Raw genomic sequence first — 17,531 nt, forward strand, 5'->3', positions numbered from 1 at the left:
AGATTGTTTGGCAAGCTTTTTTTGATCGCAAAACTATTCTCTTTAAAAAAAAGACCATGGTCTCCATACATTCTAATTCTCATATACAAGTTATGTCATTTAGGAGCTATAGTACAATTATATTAAGCTTTGATTGTCCATAGATAAGGACATAGATTGAAATGTAACCGCCTACTTTGATGATAAATTATAGATGTGAGGTGAGTGAGATGGTTTTTAGTTCGAGTGAAAATGAGTTGATTCATTCGTTGAATTACGAGAAGTTCATCGCAGCAAAAGAACTCTCAGAGAAGCTGTTTGTGTCTAATAAAACAGTTTATCGGCGCGTGAAGAAGATCAATGATATCTCAGAAAAAGAATTTGGCGAATCATTCATTATTGCTGAGACAGGAAAGGGATATAGGCTGAATAAGCGCATGATGAATATTTCTATTCATCCTATTATCGATTATCAAGAAGAGAATATGCTGAACACTCTTATGCTGACACTATTGTTTAAACACCCCAAGAAAATTGATCGCGATCATTTTAAACTGGCGTATGTCAGTGAAAGTACCACTGAACGATTTATAAAAAAGATAGCTCACAAGTTCAAACAGTATGACCTTCTCTTTCATATCAATCAGGATTTTGCTTGGCTCACTGGATCAGAAAATAGTATCCGTAAAGCAATCAATCAGCTGATAATTGATTTAAACAAAGTAAATGCTCTGGGAGAAATAGGGATCAAAGTGAACGAAATAGATAAGTTTTTTATCGATAAACAATTAATGATCTTAGAAGGAGCGATTGGGGAGACAATCAATTATCCCTATGATATTACTTTTTTTACTCATCTTTATATGGTTCTTAAACGGTATCGTGAAGGAAATGTTTCTTATTTGGATGATCAAGAACCACTTGAATTAGGTGAGCAACAATTGATGGATGCAAATAAGGTATTAAAAAATGTCTCGAAAGAGATAAAAAAGAACTTAGAATGCTATTTAAATATTGGTTTAAGTGAGATCGAACAGTATTTTATTTTTGAAAATATTTATTCTATTCGAATTCAAGCACGTGAAAGCAGTAATCTTGATAAAACACTGGGCAGCTTGATCACACAACAATTGATCACGCAATTTTTTAATTTAAGCGATGTTCGTCTACTACCTTCCTGCCGTACGCTACACGAAAATTTATTGCAACATATCTTGCCTATGTTGAGTCGTTTAAGAAGCGGTATCATTATCGAGAATAGTCTCCTTAATGAAGAAAAAATTGAGTATAAAGAAACTTTTGACAAACTCATGAAAATCGTTGAACGAATAAACAATGATTTGATGTTCGACACAAAAATAAATGAAGAAGAGGTTGGATACCTAACTTTATATTTTGAAAAATACAAGTTAAACAAGGAACACCAACGAAATATCCTTCTAGTTTGTTCTTCGGGAGTGGGGACATCGGAATTATTAAAAGCACGATTGAAAAATTACTTTCCTAATCTAAATGTTGTTGCAACTATGAGTCAACGACAAGTCCAACAGAATAAAGACTTTCTAAACGAAAATATTGATTTGATCCTATCAACTTTGAAAAAGCCGATTGAAAAAGTCGATATACCTGTGTTAACGATAAGTCCTTTATTGACTGAGCATCAAATTCAAAAATTAAAATACATGCTAAAGGAGATGTAGCGAGTGGATAAAACAATAGCATTGGAAAAAATTATAAGAAAGGAACTTATCAAAATTAATTCCTTAGCAACTAATAAAAACGATCTGCTAAAAGAGATGGTCGATATCCTTTACAATAATGATTTTATTATCAGCAAGGAGGAGTTTTTATCCGATGTATATCTCAGAGAAGAAGAAGGGGAGACTGGGATTGGACAAGGTATTGCCATCCCTCATGGGAAATCCAAAGGCGTAAAAACGACAACACTTGCAGTAGCAACACTCAAGAAGCCAATTGAGTGGGAATCTCTCGACGATGAAAAGGTTAAAGTTGTCATTATGTTCGCAGTTAAAGATTCCGATGTAAATACAACCCATATTTTGTTGCTACAACAAGTCGCCATCATGCTTGCTGATGATCAATTTTTAGACAACCTAAAACATGCGTCATCACCAGAAGAAATTTATCAGTTAATCACTGAAAAATAATAAAAAGAAAGTAGGAATGAAGATATGTTAGTATCTGGAAAAGAAATTTTAGGAGTGGCAAAAGAAAAGGGGTTTGCAGTACCAGCCTTTAATGCTGGCTCAGGGCAATTGCTAAATGCTGTAATGGAAGCATGTGAAGAAACACAATCTCCTGTAATGATTGCTATTCATCCTGACGAGTTGAGCTTTTTGACAGATAGTTTTGTCAGCCAGGTGAAGTTTTTGGCAAATCATAGTCAACTGCCGGTTTGTATTCATCTAGACCATGGCGGCAGTTATGAGCAAGTGATTCATGCGATCCAATTAGGGTTTACTTCGGTAATGATTGATGCCTCACATTTACCATATGAAGAAAACGTTGCGATTTCTAAGAAAGTTGCAGAAACGGCACATGCAGTCGGCGTTTCTGTGGAAGCGGAACTTGGTACGATAGGCGATACAGGAAATACTGTTGAAGGCGGCGTCAGTGAAGTGATTTACACAGACCCTAAAGTTGCTCAAGACTTCATTGACAAGACTGGAGTTGATAGTTTAGCAGTAGCTATTGGAACGGCTCATGGAATCTACCCTAAAGATGTGGAACCTAAATTAAGACTGGATATTCTTGAAGAGATTGAGCGGATAACAGATATTCCTTTGGTGCTACATGGGGGATCCTCGAATCCTGACGAAGAAATCAGTAAAGCTGTAACAATGGGGGTAAACAAAATAAATATCTCTTCCGATATCAAAATTGTTTTCGCAAATAAATTAAGAGAAGTATTAAATGCCGGAAATACAGAGATCAGGGAACCTAATGTGTTATTTCCGTCTTGTATGGCAGAAACGAAGAAAGTAGCGATTGCAAAAATAAAACTTTTTAACTCTGAGAATAAGGCACAATACTATGGACTAAAAGGAAGAAATTAGTAATTTTCTATTCGATACTAAAGGAGGAACCAAAATGAAAATCGTTGGTATTGCAGCCTGTACAGCAGGTATCGCCCATACTTATATTGCAAAAGAGAAGTTGATGAAAGCTGCTACTGCACGGGGACATGAAATCAGTATCGAAACGCAAGGATTAGCTGGAACCCAAGATGTCTTAACGAAGGAAAGTATTGAAGAGGCGGATATCGTTGTTATCGCAGCAGATATCAAAGTAAATGGCAGGGAACGTTTCAAAGGGAAAAAAGTAGTTGATGTTCCAACAGGATTGGTCGTGAAGTCACCATCAAAATTAGTCGAAAAATTTGAAGAAATACAAGTAAAAGTATAGCCATCAACAGTTTGTGACAGAGTTTAGTAAGGAAAACTACTTTCAAACATTTTCTATGCATATTTACTAGATTCTGTCACGGTTACTAAAATTAGGAGGATGCGAAAAATGACACTGATAAAAGAAGTTGGATTCAAAAAACATTTGATGACCGCCATTTCGTTTTTTTTACCAATTGTTGTTGCTGCAGGTTTTCTTTTGGCTATAGGGAATATGATGGGCGGAGCGACCATCGAAGATTTTAAAGGAACGTGGACATTTGCTGATGCTATGACAACTATGGGAGGATATGGCCTAGGACTACTTCCGATGATCGTTTCAACCGCTATTGCGTATTCTATTGCAGATAAGCCAGGGATTGCTCCTGGATTGATTATTGGGATGGTTGCTAATGGTACGGGTACGGGGTTCTTGGGAGGAATTGTTTCTGGCTACTTTTCGGGAGTAATCGTATTACTAATGATTCATTATATTCACGTTCCTGCATGGATGCAGGGCCTGATGCCAACTTTGGTTATCCCTTTTGTTAGTTCATTTATTGCCGGAGTGATTATGTACTATATAGTAGGGACACCTATTATATGGGTAACAGAATCATTGACCAATTATTTGAGAGGATTAGACACAAACTCTTTGTTTCTTTATGGGGCAATCATAGGTATCTTAGCTTCGATTGATTATGGAGGCGCTATCAACAAAGTTGTTTTTGCGTTTGTTTTTGCACTTTTTTCTGAAGGGATCTATGAACCAATCACAGTACTTATTCTTGCTTCTATGGTAACTCCATTTGGGTTGACGATGGCCTTTTTTATTGGGAAAGTCATTAGAAAAAATATTTTCACGAATCAAGAAAAAGAAGCGCTAAAAACGGCGTTCCCCATGGGAATCTGTCAAATTACAGAAGGATGTTTTCCAATTGTTTTAAATGATTTAGTAAAAAATGTTATTGCAACAGGGATCGGTGGAGCAATCGGTGGCGGATTGAGCATGCTTTGGGGAGCCGATAGCCATATTCCAGCTTCAGGTATGTTTGCTATTCCTACTATGACTCGTCCGTGGGCATTTATCGGTGCTTTGTTTATCGGTTCTTTAGCCACTGCGCTTACTATTATAGTCTTGAAAAAAGCTGTTGATCCCAATGCAGAAATAGTTATTGAAGAAAAAGAAGAAGACATCTCTTGGGACGAGCTAAAAATCAGTTAAAGGTGGGATTGAAGGGGATGGATTATAAAAAGAAAGTAAAAAGTTTTTTCGAAAATATACCTATTGCTTTTACCAAAGAAGAATTAGAACAAATCGAGTATGCCGATTTTGGTTTAAACAATATTGCAGAAGAAGGATTGAATTTGATTGTCTATATTAATAATGAGAGATATTGTGCTAAAGAGATGGTTCTGCTACCTTTTCAAACTTGTCCAGAACATCTTCATCCTTCGATCGGAAGCAAGAAAGGGAAACAAGAAACATTTCGATGTCGAAGTGGGAAAGTCTATCTATATGTAGAAGGAACTGGAGAAAAAGGAAAGATAAGCAGTCAGATTCCTCGAAAGACGGAAAATTTTTATACAGTTTTTAATGAAATCGAGTTGCTACCAGGCCAACAATATACGATTGATCCCGACACGAAACATTGGTTTCAAGCTTCAAGTGAAGGTGCAGTTATTTCAGAATTTTCTTCTCCTAGTGACGATGCTAGCGATATTTTTACAAATCCACATATCCAACGTTTACCAACAAATTTCTGACGAGAACTAGTGAGAAAGAAACAAACGATTCAAATAATCGTTAATAAAAACGATAAGTTTGTGATATTTGAATGCTGATATGTGGTCTAAGCTTTTATGAAGATGAACAATGTTTTTGGGAGGGGGATATGAAACGTTATACGTTAGAAAATCATGAAATACAAATTGAATTCTTAGCTATGGGAGGCTGTATTACTAAGATTATAAACAAAAAGACTAAAACGAATTATGTCCTCTCCTATGATGATTTATGGCATTATTGCACTAATCCATATTTTTTTGGTGCGATCATTGGAAGGAATGCAGGAAGAACATTTCCTGCTTATTATCTATCTCATAAGAAAGATTCAATTCTTTTAGACAAAAATGAAAAAGGTAATCATTTACATGGAGGAGCCGCTGGATTTCATCTTAGAGAGTTTCGAATTTTCAAGAAGAATCTTACGACCTATGAACTTAGATTAGATAACAATTCCGGACCCTATGAGAGAATGGCGATAAAAATCAGTTATCGTATAGAAAAAAATGTTTTCGCCATAGAAATTGAAGGAGAAGCAGAAGTTCCAACAGTATGTAATTTGACTAATCATGCTTACTTTAACCTAGATAGAGAAAAGAGAACAATAGAGGATCACTTACTGAAGATGGCGGATGCAAAACTCCAACTTATCGATGAACAGTTCATTCCTACAGGAGAATATATTGATTTTCAAAGTTGTACGCGCTATCAAAAATTTGATTTTACAACTGAGAAGAGGATTGGGGAAGCTTTTGATTCAGAAGAGGATTTATCCAAGATTTGTAGTGGGGGCATAGATCTAGGGTATTGTTTCAAAAAAAGAAATCAGCACCCATTGATTTCTCTGTCGAATCGTGCCCGAACTAACTGGTTGCATATTCGTTCAAATCAAGAATGTGCTGTGATTTATACACTAAATAAAATAGCTGAGCAGAATTTGGTTTCTGGATCACCAGTACAAAAACATCAAGGCATTACATTCGAGATGCAAAGAAGGCCTAATTATGTTCATGAACTGGCGGACTATTTAGACAAAAATTATTATTCGATTACGGAGTACATCATTGAGTAGAACGAGTTTTTCCAGTGAAGAGCAGTTTTTATGTTAGGATAAAAGCAAACTAAAAAGACAATCCACATTGCCGTTTTGCGAAATTTTTCGAGAGCGGTAATGTGGATTGTTTGTATATAGTAGATAGTTTTACTTGTTTCTTTCATATCCGTTTTTTCTGATAAGCTTGCTACATCCTCCCTCAACCTTCAGGCAGATCTGCCATGTATCTTTCGGTTCCTTGAAAGACGGCCAATTGTTCTACACCAAAGGAGCGCAGCATCTGGCTCATTTCGGCAAATAACAAGCGATAATCACTGGACTTATGAGCATCTGAACCTAGTGTAAAGAGTTTGCCCCCCACACTTTGATAGAGTGGGATCGCATATTCGTAAAGTGATGCATTTTGATAAGAACCAAAGCTTTTGGCATTGACTTCAAAAGCTAGCTCGCGAGCGACGACTTTCTTGAAAATAACGGTCAGTTCTTTTTCGAAATGCTGTGCAAGTTCTTCTGCTGTAAAGTCGAAGCGCCGCAACCCGTAGTCAAAATGGGTCAGGATATGTCCGTCAGAAAAAGTATCTAAAACTGTGGCCATCTGATCAAAATAAGACTTGACGACGGTAAGTTTGTCTTTCTCCAATACGGCATCATCCATATAGTCAAAGGAACCGTTTTGATGGATGCTCACTAACTTCAGGTCATAAGGATGCTGATCCAGATAGTCGCGTATTTGTGTTTCTTGCCCAGGAACGACACCGATTTCGATCCCTTTCAAAAGTTTCGTTGCTGTTTGTTCCTGTAAAGTCTGATGGCATTGTTGAAGCTGTTCATAATCGGGAATATCATCGCGATAATTTGAATAAGGGTTCTTGAGATCAAAGTGGTCAGTCGCCACAAAAAATTCCGGTTGAAAAGCTAAATAATTTTCGAAGCGTTCTTCTGAATCAAAAGATAAAAAAGTATGCAAATGCTGATCGTAGTAATTCATAATAACCTCCTTTTTGTACAAGATACCATAAAAAGCGAGCAGCGACTATTTTTTCATAAAAAATCAGAAAAGCATTTCGTACAAAAACTCTTTGTTCTATAATGGATGAGAATGGAAGCAAAGGAGTAAATAGCAGTATGAGTATGTATCTTGAGATTCCAGAATTTGAAAGCGATTTTCGCTTTCGGACATTCCTTAATGATGGGCTGACGATCGTTTATCCCCATGTACATAAAGAAATCGAGCTGATTTATGCGAAACGAGGAAAAGTCAATATTGGGGTAGCTGATGAGATCATTGAGTTGGAAGAAGGCGAGCTGTACATTTTTGCCAGCGGTCAGCCGCACTATTTTTTGGCTTCTCCAGAGAGTGAGCGGTATGTGTATCAGTTTGATTTCGCGCTGTTTGATGAAACCATTTTGCGAGAAAAAGAACTTTCTTTAAAGACGCTTTTTGATGAGGGGGAACCCCACAGCAAGCATTGGCCAGTCAGTTTTACCGAAAAAATCACAGGATTGTTGATCGAACTCTACCAGTTAGAGGAAGAGCAAGTAGCTGGTAAACGCTATTTGACGATGGGATTTTTGTATCAGTTGATCGGCGAATGTTATCAAGGGTTGCCGCCACGTGCCAAAAAGATCGCTCCTTTGAAACGTTCTGCAGCTCAATACAAAGAAACGCTGCAACGTCTGGATGAAGTGTTTGAATATATTGAATCCCATTACCAAGATGTCTTAACGATGGAAGAAACAGCGAAGCATGTTGGCTTCAGTCCCCATTACTTTACCCGCTTTTTTAAGACGAATACTGGAAAAACATTCATGCAGTTTCTGACGGAATACCGGATCAATCAAGCCAAATTCATTTTGGCAAACGAGAAACTTCCAATGGCAGAAGTAGCGGAAAAAGCCGGATTTGCCAGTGTCAAAACGTTCCATCACGTGTTCAAAGAGACCGTAGGACAATCCCCATTGCAGTATCAGAAACAATTAAACAATTAAATAATTGAATACTTGATGAAAGCTAGATCAACGAGCCAATCTTGTCAATCACTCGAACCCTTGAACAAGCGCAATTTTTAAGTGGCTGTTCACTGTTTGTTTGGGTGTTTTTATTTGGTGTGAAGGAGTCTTTGTTTCGTTTTAGTGAGAGTTCCATAAGATAAATTTCGGGAATTTTTTAAGAGGAAATTGGGAAGAACCTGTCAAATCCTTTCGCTATAATGAATGAGTAGAAAATAATAAGCGTTTTCAGGAGGAAAGAGATGACAGTAAGAATTGGAATCATTGGTTGCGGTGGGATTGCGAATGGCAAACACATGCCGGCATTATCACAAGTAAAAGAAGCGGAAATGGTCGCATTTTGTGATTTGATCGTCGAACGAGCAGTGGAAGCTAAAACAGCTTTCGGTACAGAGGATGCCCAGGTATTCAGCGACTACAAAGAAATGTTAGCAGAAGCTGAATTAGATGTTGTGCATGTTTGTACACCAAATGCTTCTCACGCGGAATTGTCTATCGCAGCATTAGAAGCAGATTGCCATGTAATGTGCGAAAAACCAATGGCAAAAACGACAGAAGAAGCAAAAGCAATGATCGATGCCGCTAATCGAACAGGCAAAAAATTAACGATCGGTTATCAAAATCGTTTTAGAAAAGATTCCCGCTACTTGCACGAGGTTTGTGCGGAAGGACAATTAGGCAATATCTATTTTGGGAAAGCCCATGCCATCCGTCGTCGTGCCGTACCAACTTGGGGCGTCTTTCTAGACGAAGAAGCTCAAGGCGGCGGACCATTGATCGACATCGGTACGCATGCTCTTGATTTAACATTGTGGATGATGAATAACTACCAACCTAAATTTGTTGTCGGAAAAGCTTACCATGAATTATCTCAGACAAAGAATGCAGCGAACGCTTGGGGGTCATGGGATCCAGAGAAGTTTTCGGTAGAAGACTCTGCTTTTGGATTTGTCGTGATGGAAAATGGCGCAACGATTTTCTTGGAAGCTAGCTGGGCGTTGAACAGTTTAGATGTCAAAGAAGCAAAAACAACATTGATGGGCAGCAAAGCTGGCGCGGATATGAATAATGGCTTAACAATCAATGGCGAAGACCATAGTTTGTTGTATGAAAAAAATATTGAGTTGGAAACTGGTGGTGTCGACTTCTATGAAGGGGACGGCGAAACGCCTGAAATCTTGGAAGCACAATCTTGGATCAACGCCATCATCAATGACACAGAACCTGTGGTCAAGCCGGAAGAGGCAATGGTAGTTACTGAGATTTTAGAAGCGATCTACAAATCCTCAGCAACTGGCGAACCGGTCTACTTGTAAAAGCAGTCGCTAAAAAGGAGCAAAGCATGAAACCAAAAATCGGACTACAGTTATGGAGCATCCAAGAAGCGTGTAAAGAAGACTTGTTCCAAGCACTTGAAAGTGTCAAAAAAAGCGGGTATGACGGAGTCGAATTCGCGGGTTACTACGGTTATTCCGCAACAGAGGTCGCAAACGCGCTAAAAGAATACGACTTGGAAGTTGCTGCTTCTCATCTACCCTTTGAAACATTGCGGGATCATTTTGAAGCAACACTGGCCTATGAAAAAGCGATCGGGAATCACCGACTCGTGGTTCCATATGCTTCATTTGAGACATTCGCAGAATGGCAACAGTTTGCCCGAGAGTTTGCAGAAGTTGCTAAGAAAGCAGCTGCTCAGGGCTTTGAATGCTACTATCACAATCATGCCCATGAATTTACCGAGATTCCTAATAAATCAATGATTGAAGAATTGTTAGCTGAAAATCCAGCACTTAAATTAGAAGCAGATCTTTATTGGATCGCTTATTCCGGCACTGATGTTTTCACTTGGTTGAAAGAACATCAAGAGTCCGTTGGTCTTTTGCATATCAAAGATATGCAGGAAGAACCAAAAGAAAGCACAGAAATCAATAATGGCATTTTACCTATCAAGGACTATGTCACAGTTGCGCAACAATTCCAATTGCCTTGGTTGATCGTGGAACAAGAAGCGTTCCAAAAATACGCACCTTTAGAAGCGACGGCCATCGATTATTTGCAATTAAAAGCTATCGTTGAGGAGGTTTACCAATGATCCATGTCACTGTTTGGAATGAATTTAGACACGAAAAAACAGATGAAACCGTTCAGGCAATGTATCCCGAAGGAATCCACGGACAAATCGCTGCCTTTTTGCAAGCAGATGATTTTCAAGTTCGCACAGCAACCTTGGATGAACCAGAACACGGATTAACAAACGAAGTATTAGCTGATACCGATGTGCTCGTTTGGTGGGGGCATATGGCCCATGATGAAGTACAAGACGAAATCGTTCAGCGCGTTCAACAACGGGTGTTAGAAGGAATGGGTCTGATTGTCCTCCATTCTGGTCACTTCTCAAAAGTCTTCAAGAAATTGATGGGCACTTCCTGTGACTTGAAATGGAGCGTGGATGATCAGCATTGTCGAATTTGGAATATCAACCCGAGTCATCCAATCGTAGAAGGTGTCGGCGAATTTATTGAACTTGAGAAAGAAGAAATGTATGGGGAACACTTTGACATCCCAACTCCAGACGAATTGATCTTTGTTAGCTGGTTCCCAGGAGGCGAAGTCTTCCGCAGCGGCTGCACCTTCCGTCGTGGCAATGGCAAGATCTTTTATTTCCAACCTGGGCATGAGACGTTTCCGAGTTATTACAACGAAAAAGTACAAAAAGTTATCAAAAACGCGGCACGTTGGTGCGCACCAACAGAAAATACGTACCCAACGTACGGCCATTATCAAGCCAATGAGGAGGTAGGCAAATGAAATTAGGAGTATTTACGCCATTATTCAATCATTTAACTTTTGAAGAAATGATCACAGAAGTTGCAGAAAAAGGATTGCAGACAGTTGAGATCGGTACAGGAGGTTCTCCAGGCAATGCCCACTTGGATATCGATAAGTTGCTTGCTAGTGAAGCAGACCGGAAAGAATATTTAGCTAAATTAGCCGACAAAGGACTAGAAATCTCGGCGTTAAGCTGTCACAACAATCCCATTTCACCTTTAAAAAATGAAGCGCAGGAAGCAGATGAATTATTACGCAAAACGATCAAGCTGGCCAGTTTGATGAATGTCCCTGTCGTCAATGGATTCTCTGGTGTTTCGGGAGGAAATGCAACAGACACGCAAGTCAACTGGCCTGTTCTGCCATGGCCAACGGAATACGATGATAATTACAACTATCAATGGGAGCAAAAGCTGATCCCTTATTGGAAAGAAATCAATACCGAGGCAGAAGCTGCTGGTGTAAAAATCGGTATTGAGCTGCATGGCGGATTCTTGGCTCATACGCCTTATACGATGTTAAAACTTCGCGACGCTGCAGGTAAAGCAATTAGTTGTAACCTTGATCCAAGCCATTTGTGGTGGCAAGGGATCGATCCAGTGGCAGCAGTCAAGATTTTAGGTGAAGCAGATGCGATTCATCATTTTCATGCCAAAGATACGTATCTTGATCAAGATAATATCAACATGCATGGGTTGACAGACATGCAGCCATACAGCAATGTCAAAACAAGAGCTTGGACTTTCCGCTCTGTTGGCTGCGGGCACAGCTTGCAAGTTTGGTCGGACATCATTTCCGCATTGCGGATCTATGGGTATGATTATGTCTTGAGTATCGAGCATGAAGATCCAATCATGTCTGTTGATGAAGGATTGAACCGAGCAATCACTAATTTGAAATCGATTATGATCAAAGAAGAACCATCCGCAATGTGGTGGGTGTAACGAGGAGTATAGAAAATGAGTGCAATCAATTTTGTTGTCATCGGTTATGGCGGTATGGGTGCTTACCATGTGCACAACATCCTGCCGAATGAAAATGAACGGATCCATATTGTGGGAACCTATGATATTTCGGAAGAAAGACAAGCTATTTCACAAGAAAAAGGGCATAAAATCTATAAAAGTTATGAAGAAGTCTTAGCAGATGAAACCATTGAAGCAGTGCTGATCGCAACGCCGAATGATTTGCATAAGGATTTGTCGATCGCAGCCCTCAGAGCGGGTAAGCATGTTGTATGTGAGAAACCTGTTGCTTTAAACACTGCTGAACTAGACGAAATCGTTGCTGTGGCCAAAGAAACAGGCAATACATTTATGGTCCATCAAAACCGTCGCTGGGATCCAGACTTTCTGATCGTTCGCGATTTATATCGTAATAGGCAGATCGGTGATCTTTTCCAAATCGAATCACGGGTCCAAGGTGCAAATGGCATCCCAGGTGATTGGCGCCATGTGAAAAAACAAGGAGGCGGCATGGTATTAGACTGGGGCGTTCACTTGTTGGATCAAATACTTTGGTTAGTGGACAGTCCAGTGAAAGATGTGAAAGCTGACTTAAGCTATATTCTGGGAGAAGAAGTCGACGATGGATTCTTTGCTTTGATCACATTTGAAAATGGTGTCAAAGCAATCGTGGAAGTTGGGACCTCCAATTACACCCAATTGCCTCGCTGGTACATTAAGGGAATTGAAGGAACTGCTACGATCCAAGATTGGGCATTGAATGGTGAGATGGTTCGGGCAACTGGCCGCGAAGATGTTGCCGCACCTAAACCTGTCCAAGCAGGTGTTGGATTAACGAAAACAATGGCACCGCCATCTGAATTGGCTGCAGAATCAATCCCATTTCCAGAAGCGAAAGCCGATTTTGATCCTTTCTACAAGAATTTTTATCATGTAGTCCGTCACGGTGCTGAACCAATTGTCAAAAATGAAGAAGTTCGCAACGTCATGGAATTGATCGAACGAATCTTTGCCGTAGCCAGCGCAAAATAAGAGCAATCAAGACACAGAAAAACGAATCCCGCCATAGCAAATGATCCCTGTTAAATCTTGCAGTCAAAGGAGAGTTAACAGAGATCATCAAGTGATGCAGGTGATTGTTTGCCTGTGTCTTTTTTTTATTCCGAAATATAAAAATTGAAAAGCAGATCCTGCGGGTAATTGCCCCAACGATCGCCAAAAATAGTTAGACCGCCAGCGTTTTCTGCGGTTGACGGTGCTGCAATTTTGAATGTAAAGAAATCACTGTGATCCAAATCGATCTCGCTTAAGTTATGGTCGGTCAGTTTTTCTCCGTCGATCGAAGTATCAAAACGGTTGATCCGCAGATGTTTCAACAAGCCGTATTGACTGAACTCATCGATCCACCATTGAGGGGTCAATGCCCCCCGTACATCTGAAAAGTTTCCTGGAACAGTATAGGTTCCTAAACAGACATCGTTGATATAGAAAGAAATATCACTCGGCCAATAATTATTGGAAATAGGGAATTCAGAAGCAATCTCCATGCTGATTTCCAGCATTTCGATTTTTTCCCCATTTTTTAGCGGTTTCGGAATTTTGTACTCTAAGAATCCATTGTTTAACCAGATAATACTGGCATCTACTCGTTCTTGTGCCAAAAAGGATTTAGGATCATCCAATGCGCCGATCAGACGATCTTTTGTAGCCATTCCACAAGAAGCTTCGGCTCTAAAATCAGTGAAGTGACCAATTTTCACAGGTAATGAAGTCAAATTCATTTCTGGAAATACTTTTTCGGGGAAGTTGATGTTGATGAAATCAGTCTTTAAAGCTAGAAACTTCTTTTTCCAATCTTTTCCCGTTCCTTTTTCTAATCTGATCAATTGTGCCTGCTCTAATTTTTTGATGTGCTTGGTCATGAGTGCGTTGCTGATTGCCAGTTTTTCCCCAATCTCACTGATGCTTTTTCTTTCCCCGCCTAACTCTCTCAAAATTGCCAAACGCGTCTCATTGGCTAAAGCTTCATAAACCGGTAAAGAAGTTTTCTCTAAATTTAATTCCATTCTATTCACCTCGTTATACTTTTTAGTTAATCGATTGCGCAGGTTTATTATAACATAACTTGATGATTTTACACTATAGTTAAACGATATAAATATTTTATTTTAGTTGTTAAATAGCTGTTGACAGCGCTTTATTTTGATGTTAATTTAACGGTGTAAACAGTTTGGTTTTTATTGTTGTTGAAAAAAGTAAAGTGAGTCGGAATATCGTTTTACAAATAAGTTAAATAATAGGAGTGTGGAAAAATGAAATTTAGTAAAGCAGCTATGGTAGTAGGGGCGACGTTGCTGTGTGGCATCGTATTGTCAGCATGTGGAAGTGGCGGCGGCAACTCAAGCAAGAGTTCTGAAATTTTGTTATGGTCATCCACAACTGGACCAGATGGGGAGAAAATCAAAAAGACGATTGACGAATACAATGCGACGGATCCGGATTTCAAAGTGAAATTAGTGAGTATGCAAGGGGATACCTTCACCTCAAAACTAACTACAGCAGGTAAATCGGGGAAAGGTGTACCAGATTTGGCTTTAGTCGCTTCAGAAGCACTTCCCACCTATAAGAACCAAGAGATGCTGGATTCTTGGGATGACATGATCAAAGGTACAGAGCTAGATCGCAGCAATTATGTTGAAGCAGCTTGGGATACCGGTACTCTTGAGGACAGCCAGTATGGGATCCCAGCCACCATGGGGTCGTGGGTCCTGTATTACAACAAAGATCTGGTAGACAAATACATTCCTGGAGCATTAGATGATGGCATCGTGACTTATGAAGAAATAAATCAGGCAGGTGAAAAAGCAAAAGCAGATGGCGTTTATAGCTTTGGTTATACCTGGGGGATGCAGAATTATTCCAATCTATATCAGCAAATGGGCGGACAATGGCAAGATCAAGATGGCAAGATCAATATCGATAATGAGTATTCGTATAACACGGTACAGGAATTCAAAAATTTATATGATGCGGGCTATATGGTGCCAGATGGGGAAGATGCCAATAAACTTTTTGCGAATCAACAGCTGATCTTCTTGCCAGAAGGAACGTGGATGTTGAGCAATATGGAAGAAATCAGTGACTTTGAGTGGGGCGAAACCTTTACACCGCAATGGGATGCGGAAAATATCGTTCAAGGATCGGGAGTTGATCAGTTTGCGATGTTTAAGACAAAAGAAGAACGGTCTGATGAAAAGAAAGAGGGAATGGTGGATTTCTTGACTTGGTTGCAGGCAAACCAGTTAGAATGGGTGAAATCTGGCGCCAATCCAACTTCACTAGCGATGCTTGACAATGAGGAATATGTCAAGATGCCGCAATCTTTCTTGTTGAAAACAGAAAAAGGACAGGCGGCGATCTCTGTGAATGCAGTCGATGGATTGTCTTACATTTTTGATGAATACGATAATCGTTCTTGGGACATGATCACTGGAAAAGCCGATATTAAAGATACCTTTGGTGAAATCCAAAAAGTCGTGGAAGAGAAAATGAAATAATCGCAGGGTCTGTGACAAAAGCTGAAGGCAAAGAAGATAGTGCTCAGACATGTCGAGAAGGCACATACCAAAAGAGGACTCATATAAGATTTCTCAAAGAGTGGCCTTTTGATCTGGTTAGCTTGGCAACTTACACGAAAGAGCATCTTCCATGCAGAAGTGGTTTTTGTCACAGTCTTTTTCTAGTCGATTTTATCAAGGCATGAAAGGATGCGTAATGTATGAGTAGCAAAAAAAAGCTCAGTGGTTGGCCCGTTTTGTTTATCGGTCCCCACATGATTCTTTTTATTTTATTCTTTTTGGTTCCTGCTGTAATTGGTGTTTATGTTTCCTTTACCGAATGGGATCTTTTTAGTTCACCGATTTTTATTGGTTTAGACAATTTTAAGACGATTCTATTTGATCAAGACTCGCTGTATCATACGCAATTTTTCAATGGGATGAAAAACACGCTATTCTTTGCAGTGATATCAGTACCTCTGTGTATCGCGATTCCATTGCTATTAGCTGTTGCATTGTCCGCAAAGCCAAAGATGATGCGCTTTTTTCAATCGGTTCTTTACTTGCCGACATTGTTTGCCATCTCTGCTGTAATGATCATCTGGGGGTTTCTGTTAAGTAAATCCTTTGGCCCCATCAAAGAAGTTTTTGGGATAGATATCAATTTTGTCGGGACACAACCATGGGCCTGGATCGCGATTTTGATCGTAACGATTTGGTGGACATTAGGAGGAAATTTGATCATTTATGTAGCTGCGTTGAACGGTGTGCCCAGGGAACAAATGGAGGCAGCCGAGCTTGACGGAGCCAGCAGTGTAGTGAAGTTTTTCCGGATTTCGTTGCCGAGTATTCGGAATCAGCTGATTTTTACAACAGTCATGACGACAATTGCTCAATTCAATATTTATGGACAGCCATTGATGCTGACCGGGGGTGGTCCGAACAATTCGACGAGAGTACTCATGATGTATATTCAAGAGAATGCTTTTGGCAGTAGTACGTCCGTTGCCGGTATGTCATCGGCGATGGCGATTTTACTAGGGATCGTTATCATGATCGTTTCGGTCTTTCAATTTATCATGATCAAAAAATTAGAGAGGTAAGGGACAGCCATGCGAGAAAATAAAGTAGGAAAAAGAGTCGCATTTATCGTATTAGCTATTGTTTGTATTGTCTGGATTTTTCCTCTGATATGGGCTATTTTTACCTCTTTCAAATCAGATGCTGAGATCCAAAAAGTTGGCTTTAGCCTGATTCCTAAAGAGTGGACCTTCGCAAACTTTTTAGGGTTGTTGCAGGGGAATGATTCATCGCCAGTCTTTCGCTGGTTTTTGAATTCGATGATCATTTCAACAGCCCACACATTGTTGGTGATGGTGATCGTTTCTTTTGCGGCTTATGGCTATACACGGCTGACGTTTAAAGGTCGAGACTTGATTTTTGCATTATTGCTGGGAACGATGATGTTTCCTGGTGTCGTCAATTTGATTCCCAATTTCAAAATCGTGGATACATTAGGCTGGACCAACACGTTTCTAGCCGTGATCGTTCCTGGCGCAGCAGGTGTCTATAACATTTTTCTAGTTCGTCAGTTTATCTTAGGGATTCCTAAAGAATTGGATGAGTCGGCTGTAATCGATGGGGCCAATGAATTTCAGATTTTTTATCATATTATTCTGCCGCTGATCAAGCCGGTTTTAACCGTCGTTGCGTTATTTAGTTTTACTGGTTCGTGGAACGACTTCTTGTGGCCTTCTATCGTTATGAGCGATATTGATAAACTGCCTATCACGCCGGGACTTCAGTTGCTGCAAGGGCAATATATGACGTATCCGGGAGTAGGAGCTGCAGGAGCTCTTTTAGCATTGATCCCGACATTCCTTTTATATTTAGTGGCGCAAAAGAGTTTCATGGAATCAATGTCATTGCAAAGTGGTATAAAATAAA

The 17,531-nt window shown here is 39.7% G+C and carries 18 protein-coding genes; 16 read left to right on the forward strand and 2 right to left on the reverse strand.

Annotation, left to right across the window (positions count from 1 at the left end):
• The first annotated feature begins 209 nt into the window (after positions 1–209).
• From FE005_RS06725 to FE005_RS06755, 7 genes are all read left to right on the forward strand, one after another.
• Positions 210–1,679, forward strand: a complete 1,470-nt coding sequence (locus tag FE005_RS06725; RefSeq protein ID WP_138371502.1) for a PRD domain-containing protein — start codon at positions 210–212, stop codon at positions 1,677–1,679.
• A gap of 3 nt (positions 1,680–1,682) precedes the next feature.
• Positions 1,683–2,147, forward strand: a complete 465-nt coding sequence (locus tag FE005_RS06730) for a PTS sugar transporter subunit IIA (protein WP_138371503.1) — start codon at positions 1,683–1,685, stop codon at positions 2,145–2,147.
• A 24-nt stretch (positions 2,148–2,171) separates the two neighbouring features.
• Positions 2,172–3,056 (forward strand): ketose-bisphosphate aldolase, encoded by an 885-nt coding sequence (locus FE005_RS06735; protein ID WP_138371504.1) that lies wholly within the window; start codon positions 2,172–2,174, stop codon positions 3,054–3,056.
• A 34-nt stretch (positions 3,057–3,090) separates the two neighbouring features.
• Positions 3,091–3,405, forward strand: a complete 315-nt coding sequence (locus tag FE005_RS06740; protein ID WP_138371505.1) for a PTS fructose transporter subunit IIB — start codon at positions 3,091–3,093, stop codon at positions 3,403–3,405.
• A gap of 108 nt (positions 3,406–3,513) precedes the next feature.
• The gene (locus tag FE005_RS06745; RefSeq protein ID WP_138371506.1) at positions 3,514–4,608 is read left to right on the forward strand and encodes a PTS fructose transporter subunit IIC; all 1,095 of its coding nucleotides are present in this window, start codon (positions 3,514–3,516) and stop codon (positions 4,606–4,608) included.
• 17 nt (positions 4,609–4,625) lie between these two features.
• Positions 4,626–5,150 (forward strand): D-lyxose/D-mannose family sugar isomerase, encoded by a 525-nt coding sequence (locus FE005_RS06750; RefSeq protein WP_138371507.1) that lies wholly within the window; start codon positions 4,626–4,628, stop codon positions 5,148–5,150.
• Between the two features lie 128 nt (positions 5,151–5,278).
• The gene (locus FE005_RS06755) at positions 5,279–6,241 is read left to right on the forward strand and encodes a hypothetical protein (protein WP_138371508.1); all 963 of its coding nucleotides are present in this window, start codon (positions 5,279–5,281) and stop codon (positions 6,239–6,241) included.
• A gap of 181 nt (positions 6,242–6,422) precedes the next feature.
• Here FE005_RS06755 and FE005_RS06760 read toward each other — a convergent pair whose 3' ends face one another.
• Positions 6,423–7,211 (reverse strand): PHP domain-containing protein, encoded by a 789-nt coding sequence (locus FE005_RS06760; protein WP_103300381.1) that lies wholly within the window; start codon positions 7,209–7,211, stop codon positions 6,423–6,425.
• A 137-nt stretch (positions 7,212–7,348) separates the two neighbouring features.
• Between FE005_RS06760 and FE005_RS06765 the strand changes: the two genes are divergently transcribed.
• The 6 genes from FE005_RS06765 to FE005_RS06790 all read left to right on the forward strand — a co-directional run bounded on the left by FE005_RS06765 (position 7,349) and on the right by FE005_RS06790 (position 13,059).
• Positions 7,349–8,212, forward strand: a complete 864-nt coding sequence (locus tag FE005_RS06765) for an AraC family transcriptional regulator (protein WP_003128718.1) — start codon at positions 7,349–7,351, stop codon at positions 8,210–8,212.
• A 263-nt stretch (positions 8,213–8,475) separates the two neighbouring features.
• Positions 8,476–9,549, forward strand: a complete 1,074-nt coding sequence (locus tag FE005_RS06770; protein WP_003128720.1) for a Gfo/Idh/MocA family protein — start codon at positions 8,476–8,478, stop codon at positions 9,547–9,549.
• Between the two features lie 26 nt (positions 9,550–9,575).
• Positions 9,576–10,325 carry a sugar phosphate isomerase/epimerase gene (locus FE005_RS06775; RefSeq protein WP_138371509.1) on the forward strand — a complete coding sequence of 250 codons (750 nt, stop codon included), beginning with the start codon at positions 9,576–9,578 and terminating at the stop codon, positions 10,323–10,325.
• Positions 10,322–11,041 carry a ThuA domain-containing protein gene (locus FE005_RS06780; protein ID WP_138371510.1) on the forward strand — a complete coding sequence of 240 codons (720 nt, stop codon included), beginning with the start codon at positions 10,322–10,324 and terminating at the stop codon, positions 11,039–11,041. Before FE005_RS06775 ends, FE005_RS06780 begins: the two co-directional genes overlap by 4 nt.
• Positions 11,038–12,006, forward strand: coding sequence for a sugar phosphate isomerase/epimerase (locus FE005_RS06785; RefSeq protein WP_138371511.1), 969 nt, complete (start codon positions 11,038–11,040; stop codon positions 12,004–12,006). Before FE005_RS06780 ends, FE005_RS06785 begins: the two co-directional genes overlap by 4 nt.
• 15 nt (positions 12,007–12,021) lie before the next feature.
• Entirely contained in the window at positions 12,022–13,059 is a 1,038-nt protein-coding gene (locus tag FE005_RS06790; protein ID WP_138371512.1) for a Gfo/Idh/MocA family protein, read from the forward strand.
• A 125-nt stretch (positions 13,060–13,184) separates the two neighbouring features.
• Here FE005_RS06790 and FE005_RS06795 read toward each other — a convergent pair whose 3' ends face one another.
• Entirely contained in the window at positions 13,185–14,093 is a 909-nt protein-coding gene (locus FE005_RS06795; protein ID WP_138371513.1) for a transcriptional regulator, read from the reverse strand.
• A 246-nt stretch (positions 14,094–14,339) separates the two neighbouring features.
• On the opposite strand from FE005_RS06795, the gene FE005_RS06800 reads away from it, so the two are divergent.
• The 3 genes from FE005_RS06800 (at position 14,340) to FE005_RS06810 (ending at position 17,530) form a co-directional block, all read left to right on the forward strand.
• Positions 14,340–15,584 (forward strand): extracellular solute-binding protein, encoded by a 1,245-nt coding sequence (locus tag FE005_RS06800; protein WP_138371514.1) that lies wholly within the window; start codon positions 14,340–14,342, stop codon positions 15,582–15,584.
• A gap of 221 nt (positions 15,585–15,805) precedes the next feature.
• Positions 15,806–16,687: a carbohydrate ABC transporter permease gene (locus FE005_RS06805; RefSeq protein WP_003128733.1), complete on the forward strand. Its 882-nt coding sequence runs from the start codon at positions 15,806–15,808 to the stop codon at positions 16,685–16,687.
• A 9-nt stretch (positions 16,688–16,696) separates the two neighbouring features.
• Positions 16,697–17,530: a carbohydrate ABC transporter permease gene (locus FE005_RS06810; protein WP_003128734.1), complete on the forward strand. Its 834-nt coding sequence runs from the start codon at positions 16,697–16,699 to the stop codon at positions 17,528–17,530.
• Position 17,531 lies beyond the last annotated feature (1 nt).

Origin of the sequence: Enterococcus sp. M190262 (assembly GCF_005843965.1) — a bacterium.
GTDB lineage: Bacteria > Bacillota > Bacilli > Lactobacillales > Enterococcaceae > Enterococcus_D > Enterococcus_D gallinarum.

Bases quoted from the DNA above. Each gene is read 5' to 3' on its own strand.
- FE005_RS06725 (WP_138371502.1), top strand. From the start codon at position 210: ATGGTTTTTAGTTCGAGTGAAAATGAGTTGATTCATTCGTTGAATTAC.
- FE005_RS06735 (WP_138371504.1), top strand. From the start codon at position 2,172: ATGTTAGTATCTGGAAAAGAAATTTTAGGAGTGGCAAAAGAAAAGGGG.
- FE005_RS06740 (WP_138371505.1), top strand. From the start codon at position 3,091: ATGAAAATCGTTGGTATTGCAGCCTGTACAGCAGGTATCGCCCATACT.
- FE005_RS06745 (WP_138371506.1), top strand. From the start codon at position 3,514: ATGACACTGATAAAAGAAGTTGGATTCAAAAAACATTTGATGACCGCC.
- FE005_RS06750 (WP_138371507.1), top strand. From the start codon at position 4,626: ATGGATTATAAAAAGAAAGTAAAAAGTTTTTTCGAAAATATACCTATT.
- FE005_RS06755 (WP_138371508.1), top strand. From the start codon at position 5,279: ATGAAACGTTATACGTTAGAAAATCATGAAATACAAATTGAATTCTTA.
- FE005_RS06760 (WP_103300381.1), bottom strand. From the start codon at position 7,211: ATGAATTACTACGATCAGCATTTGCATACTTTTTTATCTTTTGATTCA.
- FE005_RS06765 (WP_003128718.1), top strand. From the start codon at position 7,349: ATGAGTATGTATCTTGAGATTCCAGAATTTGAAAGCGATTTTCGCTTT.
- FE005_RS06770 (WP_003128720.1), top strand. From the start codon at position 8,476: ATGACAGTAAGAATTGGAATCATTGGTTGCGGTGGGATTGCGAATGGC.
- FE005_RS06775 (WP_138371509.1), top strand. From the start codon at position 9,576: ATGAAACCAAAAATCGGACTACAGTTATGGAGCATCCAAGAAGCGTGT.
- FE005_RS06780 (WP_138371510.1), top strand. From the start codon at position 10,322: ATGATCCATGTCACTGTTTGGAATGAATTTAGACACGAAAAAACAGAT.
- FE005_RS06785 (WP_138371511.1), top strand. From the start codon at position 11,038: ATGAAATTAGGAGTATTTACGCCATTATTCAATCATTTAACTTTTGAA.
- FE005_RS06790 (WP_138371512.1), top strand. From the start codon at position 12,022: ATGAGTGCAATCAATTTTGTTGTCATCGGTTATGGCGGTATGGGTGCT.
- FE005_RS06795 (WP_138371513.1), bottom strand. From the start codon at position 14,093: ATGGAATTAAATTTAGAGAAAACTTCTTTACCGGTTTATGAAGCTTTA.
- FE005_RS06800 (WP_138371514.1), top strand. From the start codon at position 14,340: ATGAAATTTAGTAAAGCAGCTATGGTAGTAGGGGCGACGTTGCTGTGT.
- FE005_RS06805 (WP_003128733.1), top strand. From the start codon at position 15,806: ATGAGTAGCAAAAAAAAGCTCAGTGGTTGGCCCGTTTTGTTTATCGGT.
- FE005_RS06810 (WP_003128734.1), top strand. From the start codon at position 16,697: ATGCGAGAAAATAAAGTAGGAAAAAGAGTCGCATTTATCGTATTAGCT.